The sequence below is a fragment of the Synechococcus sp. R55.8 genome (assembly GCF_047461895.1).
GTDB lineage: Bacteria > Cyanobacteriota > Cyanobacteriia > Thermostichales > Thermostichaceae > Thermostichus.
Window position 1 is genome coordinate 20,115 of record NZ_JANSIB010000022.1, and the last position, 8,515, is coordinate 28,629.

Genomic DNA, 8,515 nt, shown 5'->3' on the forward strand with positions numbered 1-8,515 from the left:
TGGTGGCAGGGATCCTAGCCGGGGTTCTGGGCATTGGCGGTGGAACGATCCTGGTGCCCTTACAGGTCAGCTTGGGGATACCACCGGTTCAAGCTGCAGCCACCAGCAACCTTTCCATCGTTATGACCTCGATTGCAGGCAGCATCCAAAACTGGCGGATGGGCATGCTGGATCTGAAACGGGTGATCCTGCTGGGGATCCCCGCATTGCTTACGGCCCAAGTGGGGGCGATCATCGCCAGTCGCCTTCCCAGCTACCTGCTGTTGACAGCCTTCGGGGTGTTGCTGCTGGCCAACACTTATCTGGTGGAGCTGCGCAAAAAGGTGGCCACCCAAGCCCTGGAGACAGAGTTCCCGCCTGCTGCTGTTCGCGACAGTGGTGCGAAGTCCTCAGGACAGATGTCTCCCTGGTTAGCCCGCGCCCTGACCGGTGGCGCTGCCGGTTTGTTGGCCGGGCTGTTTGGCATCGGCGGTGGGGTGATCCTGGTGCCAATGCAGATCCTGCTGCTGAAAGAGACGATCAAAGTGGCGATTCAGACCAGTCTGGGGGCCATTGTAATCACAGCAGTTGCTGCCACCGCCAGCCATGCGGGCCTCAGCGATTGGATCTGGAATGGCCTGGGGTTCGGGGACGGCACCATCCACCAGAATGTGCTCTGGATCCCAGGTTTAATCTTGGGCACAGGGGGGTTAATCGGTGTACAGATCAGCACACGCACCCTGCCCAAATTGCCCGATGAAACCGTCAGTCTGTTGTTTCGGGGCTTCCTGGCCATTCTTTCTCTTTACATTTTTTGGCAAGCCTGGCAAGGTTATCGAGCTCTGTGAAGTGATCCTGGTCTGCCCCAGTGCTCGGGACAGCAGTCCTGGTTCCAAGCTACGGTCATTTGGATTTAAACTGGGACACTGAACTCAAACCCAAAATGTTGCATGCACTGATCCAGAAGGCTTTTCAAGGACTCCGTCCCGCTGGCGCGATCAGCAGCCCAGGCGTCTCACCCTAACCTGAAATGACTCTATCGGGTGTCGCTCCCAGCTTTCGGGCCTGATGACTCAGATGGATTCAACGGTTTGAAAGACTTGGCTACGCTGGACGCGCTTTCCCCTCAGAGGGCAGGGCTTTTGCTACTTGGGATAGATCCCCTTGTTTGCAGAGGTCATGCACAGGGTAGCTGCCGAAGAGCTTCAAGGTTTCAGCAATTGATTCCAGCGCCGCAACCACCTCGGCATCCAAATAGGGTTGGCCGATAGGGTTCTCCAAATCGACAAAAAAGACATACGTCCCTGCCGATTTTTTGGTGGGGCGCGACTCAATGCGAGACATATTCAGGCCTCGCTCCGCAAACACTTGCAGAGGTTTCAGCAGCGCTCCCGGCACGTTGTGGGGGAGGCTGAAGGCTAAGGAAGTATGGGATCCCCCCGGAGAAGCAGGATCGGCAGAGGTTTCACCCTGTTGACCGGAACGCGAGAGCGGCGCACGGCCAATAACCCAAAAGCGAGTGCAATTGTCGGGGTGATCGTTGATCGGGCAGGCCAAGACCGGCAGTTGGTAGAGGGTGGCAGCTCGTTCTGAGGCGATGACGGCGGCGCTGGGCTGCTCCTGCAGGCGATCCAATTCTTCGGTGGTCGAGCGGGTTGGGATCAAAGTGGCCTGGGGCAGATGGGATCTCAGCCAAGCCTGACATTGGGCCAAAGCTTGCGGGTGGGAGTAGACCTGCTCAATTTGCTCCAACCGCGAGGCACGTCCGATGAGGGCATGGCGAATGGGCAGGATCAGCGCCTGCCGGATCCCTAGCCCCTCCAGTTGCCACAGGGCATCCAAGGTCATCGAGACCCCCCCCTCCACCGAGTTTTCCACCGGCACCACCGCCCATTGTTGCTGGCCGGCAGCTACCGCCTCTAGACAGGCGCTGATCGTTGGGTAGGGCACCAAGGGATGGGATCCCTGGCTGTGCAGGTGAGGCTGCTCAGGGCAGGCCAGCAAAGCTGCCAACTCTGTGTAGGTTCCAGCAGGGCCAAGAAAGGCCACCGGCGAAGGGGAAACGTTCGCGCCAGCGGAGCGCAGCTCCATCAGAGCCATTCCTTCAATTGTCGCTAGGGGCCAGTTCTAACTCTATCGTCTCGGCGTCGCGCAGCAGCAAAGGACATTCAGGCTCCGGGCAACGGGGATTGGCCGCCACCTTGTCCATGGCCTTCACCACCTCCAACCGGATCAGCCTCTGCAACTCCTGATCCGCTTGAATGGCTTCTAAAGTTCGGAGAGAGCCGTGAAAACTGGTGGCGTATCGAGGCTGGAGGTTGTTCAAAGCCAGGGCGGCAGCATCGTTACAGAATTTCTCGCAGAAGCAGTAGCGCTGTTGACTCTCCATCAGCAGGATTTCATTGACCATCTCCAGAACAGCCCGTTCCATTTGATTTTCCAGGCTCTTCAGAGGCTTATGTTGCTCCGCCATCGCTACCTCCCAATGGGAACCGAATCCGCCGCCAAGTCCCTGTCTTTCAGGGAGCAGGAGTGCTCTCGATTACCTTCGATGCTGCTCTACTCTCTGTTGACACGTCAAGTCAAGCCCTCTGCTGCCGACGCGAACAGCCTCTGGCCCGCTCCTATCCGTGCTTGAGGCAATCCAATCTGTCGTGTCAGGCATCATCAAAACCCAGAGAATTAACCAACACTCTTGGCAGACGGGCAGAAAGTCCACACAGCAACTCATAGGAAATAGTACCCAACTGATCGGCCCAATCCTGCACAGATAAACCCGCATTTGCCAGATTGGGGCCCAGCAGCTCCACCACATCCCCCACCTGGATATCCGGCCTCTCGGTTACATCCCACATACATTGATCCATCGTGATTGTGCCCACCTGTTGGATCAAGCCGCCGCGCACCCATCCTCGCAGCCAGCCGGAAAGCCGCCGTGGGATCCCATCCGCATAGCCGATGGCCAGAGTGGCAATGCGACTGGGGCGAGAGGTGATGTAGTGATGCCCATAGCTCACGCCAGTTTGAGCAGGCACAGTTTGGATGTGGGTCAGCCGCGCCTTGAGTCGCAGAATCGGCTGCAGACCCGGCAGTTGCAAGTGGGGGGCAGGCGACAAGCCATAGAGGGCCAGTCCCAGGCGCACACGGGAGTAGTGGAGATGGGCCAGAGCGGCGGCTGAGTTGTCCAGATGCAGCGCCGGCAAGGGATCCCCGGCTTGGCGGATCTGTTCCACCACCTGGGCAAAGCGGGCGTGCTGCTGTTCCATGACCGGAGAATGGGGCTCGTCCGCCGTCGCCAAATGGGAAAACAAGCTACAGCCTTCCAGCTCCGGGATCCGACAAATCTGCCCCCACACGGCTGCAGCTTCCTTCCAGGGGATCCCCAAACGGGTCATACCCGTATCCACGTTGACATGCACCGGGATGGGTCGCCCGGCCCAACGGGCTACCTGGCGCATCAGCGGGATTTGCTCTGCACAGGTGAGGCTGACCTCCAACCGGGCTGCCATGGCCTGCTGTAGTTCTGCCCAGGTATTCAAAGCTCCCAACACCAGAATCGGAGCCTGCAGCCCCGTTTGCCGCAACTCGATCCCTTCGGCCAGGGTGGCCACACACAGCCCCTTGGCCCCAGCCGCAACAGCCACGGGAGCCACCAACTGCGCCCCATGCCCGTAAGCATTGGCCTTCACCACCGCCCAGATCTCGACGTTTGAGCCTAGGCGCCTCTGCAACAGCCGCAGGTTTTCTCGCAGCTGGGCTGCGTCAATTTCCACCCAAGCCCGACTGGTCAACAGCTCCAGGTCGATGGCCCAATCCAGCTCCGCCAAGGAATTGGCCTTCTGGGATCCCTCTCTCCAAGTATTGCCCTGCACCCCCGGAGCAGCCGCTCTCAAAGTGCCCTGCGCCGCCGGCGCGACCGGTTCTCGATTCACCGTTCACCCCCCACACCCAAAACCCGTCCTGATTAGATTTAGGTTTAGCGCAAAGTCCACTCCGGCGCCATCCACAGCAACGGCACGTCTGGGATCCCAACAGCCTCGTTGCTCTCCAACAGCCGGCCCAGCCAAGCGGCTTGCCTTTGCGAGGACAGTCCTTGGCTTAACAGGCGTCGCAGGACTCGTTGGAAGCCCTCTCCCTCACCCGCCGGCGACAAAGAGGGATCCCCGGTCATGCGCCGCAGATCCTCCACCGCTTCGGTGTAGCCCCCCAAAGCATCCACCAAGCCCACCTCCACAGCCTGTGCCCCGGTGAAGATGCGCCCATCGGCCAACTGTCGCACCCGGGCTTCATCCAAGCTCTGCCGCCGCGCGATCATCTCCGCCTCCAGCACCTCATCTGCCTTCTCTGGCAAGTGCTGGCGTCCTTGGGCCACATCGCGAATGAACTGCTCGAGGGTATCCTCCACCAAGTTTTGCAGAAGGCGCTGCTCTTGAGGAGTGGCACTGCGGAAAGGAGAGAGAAGGTCTTTGTACTCGCCGGTTTTGAAGGTCTGCGGCTCTATCCCGTAGTTTTCCAGCAGCTTACCAAAGCTGAGGCCGCTGATGATAACCCCTATGCTGCCGGTCAGGGTGCCGGGGTTGGCATAGATTTTGTCGGCAGCGCTGGCCACGTAGTACCCCCCACTGGCAGCAATGTTTTCTAGGATAGCGATCACCGGCTTGTCCGCCTCGTGCAGAGCAGTTACGGCACGGTAGAGTTCCTGGCTGGATCCCACAGCTCCGCCGGGACTGTTGATGCGCAGCAATACAGCCTTGACAGAGGGATCCCGTGCTGCCTCCCGCAACTGTTCCACAGGAGAAGTGGGCAGGCCTACCAAAGTCGAACCCCCTGGGCCGCCTATCGTTCCTTCCAGGGTGACCACCTCGATGCGATCCGCCCCCCGTGCGGCCTCTAGGCCAACCCCGCCTCGGGTAGGCTCTGGGGCAGGGCGCGTGCCCCCGACAATGGCCGCAATAAGGCAGACGACCAGCAAAGAAGCCGCCAAAATGCGGTTAAGCTGAGTTTCTTGTGTCACAGGCCCCTCAATTGCCACTGACTCCGTTCTACCACCCCGCGGGCTTCTCGCAACGTCTGACACCAAAAGGCTGAGAACCAAGCAAACTCCTCATCTCGGTTGAGCCATCCAAGCTATTGACAAGGATCCTCCACTTATTTACGATCAGGTTCCAGCGTTTTTTACCGCTGAGGCATCTTCTGCAGGTTGCCAGTGTAAGCTGGAGTAGAGGGTAGGATCCTTGAGCGGGATTCTGGCTCGAAGCCAAGTGATTGGGGCTTTAGCTCAGTTGGTAGAGCACTTCAATGGCATTGAAGGGGTCAGCGGTTCAAGTCCGCTAAGCTCCATCCCCAGAGGGCCGATAGCAGTCGTGGCTTCTATTACCATCTATTTCTACTGCTTGCGCTAGCGGGCCGGAGGCCTTAGCAGGAAGCAAGCGGTTGTTTGTTTCACCTTGACGGTGAGATAAGTGACTATGCGTTGCGAAACGGTTCAGCAACATCTCCCCAAGCCCAGACAGTCCTATCCAGCAAGGCTTCTGGGCTTCTTCTCTCCCCCTGGGAGAGGGGAGTTAGGGATCGACGCAGCAAGCCGTTTCATTGCTGTTTGAAATAATGAAAGTATTCTGCTTGGGAGCAAACCTTAGGCAGCAAGGGATCCTCCGCTGTTTTCATCCTTTCCACGGAGAGGATCCTGACCTATCTCAGGGGCTTCCACCAGGCGATTTCCCAACTCACGCTTGCCCCTCTCCCTGACGGCGGATTAAGAAGCGGATTTCCTGAAGGAGAACCTCAAAGCGTTGATCCGACTCGGCCTGCCGCTGCCGCAATTCTCGCACTTCCTGCCTTAACTCCAGGACGACTTCGGCGAGACGCCCTGAAAGGGTCTGCAAGGCAAGCTGAGCATCGGTAACCTGGGCAACTGTATTGGCCACCCTGGTCACAGCTTCGGCCAACTGGACAAACCGCGTCTCAATTTCCTCATTGGTCATGGCCGGGTGTGTCTTGCTTGGCTAATGATCAGCTCATTCTACCCTGCACGGTATGGAGTGTCACTCTCTGAGAATGGGCCGCAATTTTGAGGAAAAACCGGCTGGCCAACGGGGGTTATCAACCCAGGGATCCCCCATTCGCGCAAGTCAGCTGGCCAGCGCTATGAGGGTGGTGTAAATCCCTTGGAGGGACGCAGTGGCCTGGCTCCAGAGGGTGTGGGTCAACGACCACCTATCCAGACCCATGGCTCCACAGAGCAGCAGCAGATACAGGTTGGCAAACGTGAAGAGCGAGGCCGCCCGATCTCGATTGCAGGGATCCTGCAGCAACTGCACCGCCTTCCAAACCAAGAGGGATCCCAGCAGCGCCGCGACGCTCAGATAAAAGGATCCCAGCATCCCTAAGGGGTAAACCAGCAACAGGCTGACCGGAACCATCAGCAGCGCGTAGAGCAAAATCTGTGCGGCAGTGAGTCTTTCGCCCGCGACCACCGGCAGCATCGGCACCCCGGCACGGGCATAGTCTTCCCGCTTCAGAATGGCCAAAGCCCAGAAGTGGGGTGGAGTCCACAAAAAGATGATGGCGAACATCACCCACGCGGCCCAGCTGAGCTCGCCTGTGGTTGCTGCCCAGCCCACCAAAGGTGGGATCGCTCCTGCCGCTCCACCGATGACAATATTTTGCGTGCTGGAACGCTTCAGCCAGTGGGTATAGACCCCCACATACACCAGGATCCCCGACATGGCCAAACCGGCAGCCAGCAGGTTGGTGAAAATAGCCAACAACCCAAAGGCAGCCAAAGCCAGGATCCCCGAAAAAATCAGAGCATCCCGCGCCCGGATTCGACCGGAAGGCAGGGGACGATGGCGGGTTCGCTCCATCATCCGATCGATATCGGTGTCATACACCATGTTGATGACGTTGGCTGCCGCCGCCGCCATTCCTCCCCCCAAAAGGGTGATGAAAAACCTGAACGGGTCGGTGTTGCCTGCCATCCACATGGCCCCAGCCGTCGTCATCAGCAAGAGGGCGATGATCTTGGGCTTCACCAACTGGCTGTAGCTGCGCAAAACCTGGACAAGCGCCTGGCGCTCGCACCCCAGAGCACATGGGCTCTGCTCAGAGGGGATCCCCCCCATCGGGTTCTGGTAGGAAGCCTGACGGTCGACTAAAACGCTATCTTGCATGAAATTCACTCACCGGTCATTTCTGCGGTCATGGCCATCCACTGGCCTTCTTCCCCCTGGGTTCGCATTCGCCAGGCCAGCACCGTAAAACCCAGCAGACAGGCCAGCAAAGCTGCCCCCATCATCTGATGGGCCACCGTTAGGGGTTCTACCTGCAGCCGGTAATGATAGGTCAAAACACCGATCCCCACCTGGGCCAACAGCAGGCCAACAGACCCATGGCCCAAGAACTTGAGAAGGCGGGGGATCCGCTTGCGCCGCAGCCCGGTGGCCACCGCTACCGCCAACACCCCAAGGGTGGCCGGAGCAACCCCCAGCAAGTGGCTATTCATCACCCAGCACAGCTCGCCGGCAGCAAAGCATTGATGCAAAGCCCATTGGGAGGCCACCAAGGCGCCCAGAAGGCTCTGGACATACACCAGCAGCACCGCCCCCAAGCCCAGCCAAGGCAAGTAGCCGACGGAAAATGGCCCTTCACCCAGTCGCAGCGGCAGGATGGAGTCCTTAGAACCGGCTCTTGTCCAGATCAGTAATCCCAGGGTGAGCAAAGTGGCAAAGAACAGCAGGCCCGTGCCCAAGTGGGCCGTCACAATATCAAAGCGCAGCAGCTCCGTGACCGTCAGCCCACCCAGGATCCCTTGCATCAAGACCAGAACAAAAGCCCAGCTCAAACCCCAGGGCAGCCAAGTGGGCAATGCCTGACGCTTCAGCCAAGCAAACCCCATCAGAACCAGCGTAGCCAAGCCTACCCCAGAAGCCACCATGCGGTGAAACCATTCCAAAAAGACTTGTAGGTTCATCTGCTGGCTGGGCACAATTGCCCCGTAGCAAAGGGGCCAATCTGGACAGGACAGCCCAGCATTCATGACGCGGGTGGCACTGCCTAACCCCATCAGCAGCCAAGTGGCCAATGCTAACCCCAGTAGGGCTTGTCCCATACGCAGGGAAAGCTTGTCTGAGAGCACAGGATTCCGCTGGGAAGAAGGTTGGGATTGATGAAAGATCGAAGAATCCATTGCAGTTGAAGGCATAGCAAAGACTGGGCTGACGGCTCGAGCATCTGCACTGAAAAAGAGGCTGGGCTGAAAAAGCCTAGCCGGCTTGGTATCAGGCCATCTGGAAACAAAGACGCAGGTTACTCGCTGACTATTCCTCGAAGCCAATCCTAAATGCGGTTTTGTGGCTGGCGAAGGCTTTTTAAGAATTTCTTTCTCGGCGCACAGGTGTTCCGAATCCTAGGCACCTCTGGGAAGTCAAGCCAGCAGACCAATCCTTTTCCCCCTGGGAGAGGGGTCGCGGCAGCGGCGCGAAGCGTTTGGGCGGCAGCGGGAGTGTCTCAATCTCGTTTGGAATGACTACAATGC

General features: G+C 58.6%; 8 protein-coding genes and 1 tRNA gene. 2 read left to right on the forward strand and 7 right to left on the reverse strand.

What is annotated here, in order from left to right; all coding sequences use genetic code 11:
- Positions 1–2: 2 nt before the first annotated feature.
- Positions 3–827, forward strand: a complete 825-nt coding sequence (locus NW829_RS03810; RefSeq protein WP_414416469.1) for a sulfite exporter TauE/SafE family protein — start codon at positions 3–5, stop codon at positions 825–827.
- Between the two features lie 256 nt (positions 828–1,083).
- Here the strand turns inward: NW829_RS03810 and pheA are convergent, their stop codons facing one another.
- The 4 genes from pheA to sppA form a co-directional block, all read right to left on the reverse strand.
- The gene (gene pheA, locus NW829_RS03815; RefSeq protein WP_414389260.1) at positions 1,084–2,070 is read right to left on the reverse strand and encodes a prephenate dehydratase; all 987 of its coding nucleotides are present in this window, start codon (positions 2,068–2,070) and stop codon (positions 1,084–1,086) included.
- Positions 2,071–2,083: 13 nt separating this feature from the next.
- Complete coding sequence (locus NW829_RS03820) at positions 2,084–2,452, reverse strand: late competence development ComFB family protein (RefSeq protein WP_414330167.1); 369 nt, start codon at positions 2,450–2,452, stop codon at positions 2,084–2,086.
- 184 nt (positions 2,453–2,636) lie between these two features.
- Positions 2,637–3,911: an alanine racemase gene (alr, locus tag NW829_RS03825; RefSeq protein ID WP_414416470.1), complete on the reverse strand. Its 1,275-nt coding sequence runs from the start codon at positions 3,909–3,911 to the stop codon at positions 2,637–2,639.
- A gap of 44 nt (positions 3,912–3,955) precedes the next feature.
- A complete protein-coding gene (gene sppA / locus NW829_RS03830) occupies positions 3,956–4,993 on the reverse strand; it encodes a signal peptide peptidase SppA (protein WP_414351536.1) in 1,038 nt (345 codons plus the stop codon).
- Positions 4,994–5,246: 253 nt separating this feature from the next.
- Here sppA and NW829_RS03835 point away from each other — a divergent pair.
- Positions 5,247–5,319 (forward strand) — tRNA-Ala (locus NW829_RS03835).
- Positions 5,320–5,705: 386 nt separating this feature from the next.
- On the opposite strand, the gene NW829_RS03840 is transcribed toward NW829_RS03835, so the two are convergent.
- The 3 genes from NW829_RS03840 to NW829_RS03850 all read right to left on the reverse strand — a co-directional run bounded on the left by NW829_RS03840 (position 5,706) and on the right by NW829_RS03850 (position 8,089).
- Complete coding sequence (locus NW829_RS03840) at positions 5,706–5,963, reverse strand: hypothetical protein (RefSeq protein WP_414330173.1); 258 nt, start codon at positions 5,961–5,963, stop codon at positions 5,706–5,708.
- Between the two features lie 147 nt (positions 5,964–6,110).
- The gene (locus NW829_RS03845; RefSeq protein WP_414343262.1) at positions 6,111–7,103 is read right to left on the reverse strand and encodes a heme o synthase; all 993 of its coding nucleotides are present in this window, start codon (positions 7,101–7,103) and stop codon (positions 6,111–6,113) included.
- Between the two features lie 53 nt (positions 7,104–7,156).
- On the reverse strand, positions 7,157–8,089 hold the full coding sequence (locus NW829_RS03850) for a COX15/CtaA family protein (RefSeq protein WP_414329307.1): 933 nt from the start codon (positions 8,087–8,089) through the stop codon (positions 7,157–7,159).
- Positions 8,090–8,515: the final 426 nt, after the last annotated feature.